The following is a 1142-nucleotide window of genomic DNA, read 5'->3' on the forward strand; positions in this document are numbered from 1 at the left end:
TTCAAGTTCTGCCAGCGCATGAGACTCATCACCCAAAAGCGCTTCTGCAACAAATGGCGATGCGTATACGACAAAGTTGTCTGCATCGTACGCTCGGTTTACACGAGTGATCTCGCGCAGAATCTCGTAACACACCGTTTCAACCGTTTTCACGGTGCCACGGCCTTCACAAGTAGGACAACCAGAACAAAGAATATGTTCAATACTTTCTCGCGTGCGCTTACGCGTCATTTCAACCAGACCTAACTGCGTAAAGCCATTGATGTTGGTTTTCACGCGGTCTTTCGACAATGCAGCTTCTAACGAAGTTAGTACTCGCTGACGATGCTCTTCTGACGCCATATCGATAAAGTCGATAATGATGATGCCACCTAGGTTACGCAGACGTAACTGGCGAGCAATGGCTTGAGTCGCTTCAATATTGGTATTAAAGATGGTCTCTTCTAAGTTACGACGACCAACAAACGCACCAGTGTTGATGTCGATGGTGGTCATCGCTTCTGTCTGATCGATGATTAGGTAACCACCCGACTTGAGCTCAACTTTGCGCTCCAAAGAGCGTTGAATTTCGTTCTCAGTGTCGTACATATCAAAGATAGGCTTGTCACCTTCGTAAAGCTCAAGCTTATCGGTCAGCTCCGGTACGTACTCAGAAGTAAACTCTTTGAGGTTCTCATATTCTAAACGTGAATCGACCAAAATCTTGTCGAGTTCCGTTCCAACGAAGTCACGCAAAATACGTTGTGCAAGACCAAGCTCGCCATACAGCGTTGAACGTGTCTTGTACTTAGAACGACGCTCCATGACTTTCAGCCATAAGCGTTTTAGGAACGCAGCATCTTGAGAGAGTTCTTTCTCGTCCGCCCCTTCTGCGGCCGTACGGATAATGAAACCACCGTGCTCATCGCAGTAGTGATTCACCACTTTTTTAAGGCGCTCACGTTCACTTTCGCTTTCAATACGTTGCGATACACCAACGTGGCTAGCGCCAGGCATAAAGACGAGATAACGGGAAGGAAGTGTGATGTCAGTAGTTAAACGCGCACCTTTAGTGCCAAGAGGATCTTTAACTACCTGTACGACGATATCCTGACCTTGGCGAACCAATTCAGAAATGTCACGAACTTGAAACTGCTGTTTCT

1 protein-coding gene is annotated in these 1142 nt (G+C 46.8%); it reads right to left on the bottom strand.

The annotated features are described in order from the left end of the window. The coding region (rng, locus tag R7040_RS24645; RefSeq protein WP_318097298.1) for a ribonuclease G at positions 1 to 1142 on the bottom strand (1142 nt) is incomplete at both ends.

This window comes from Vibrio sp. 1069 (genome assembly GCF_033340555.1).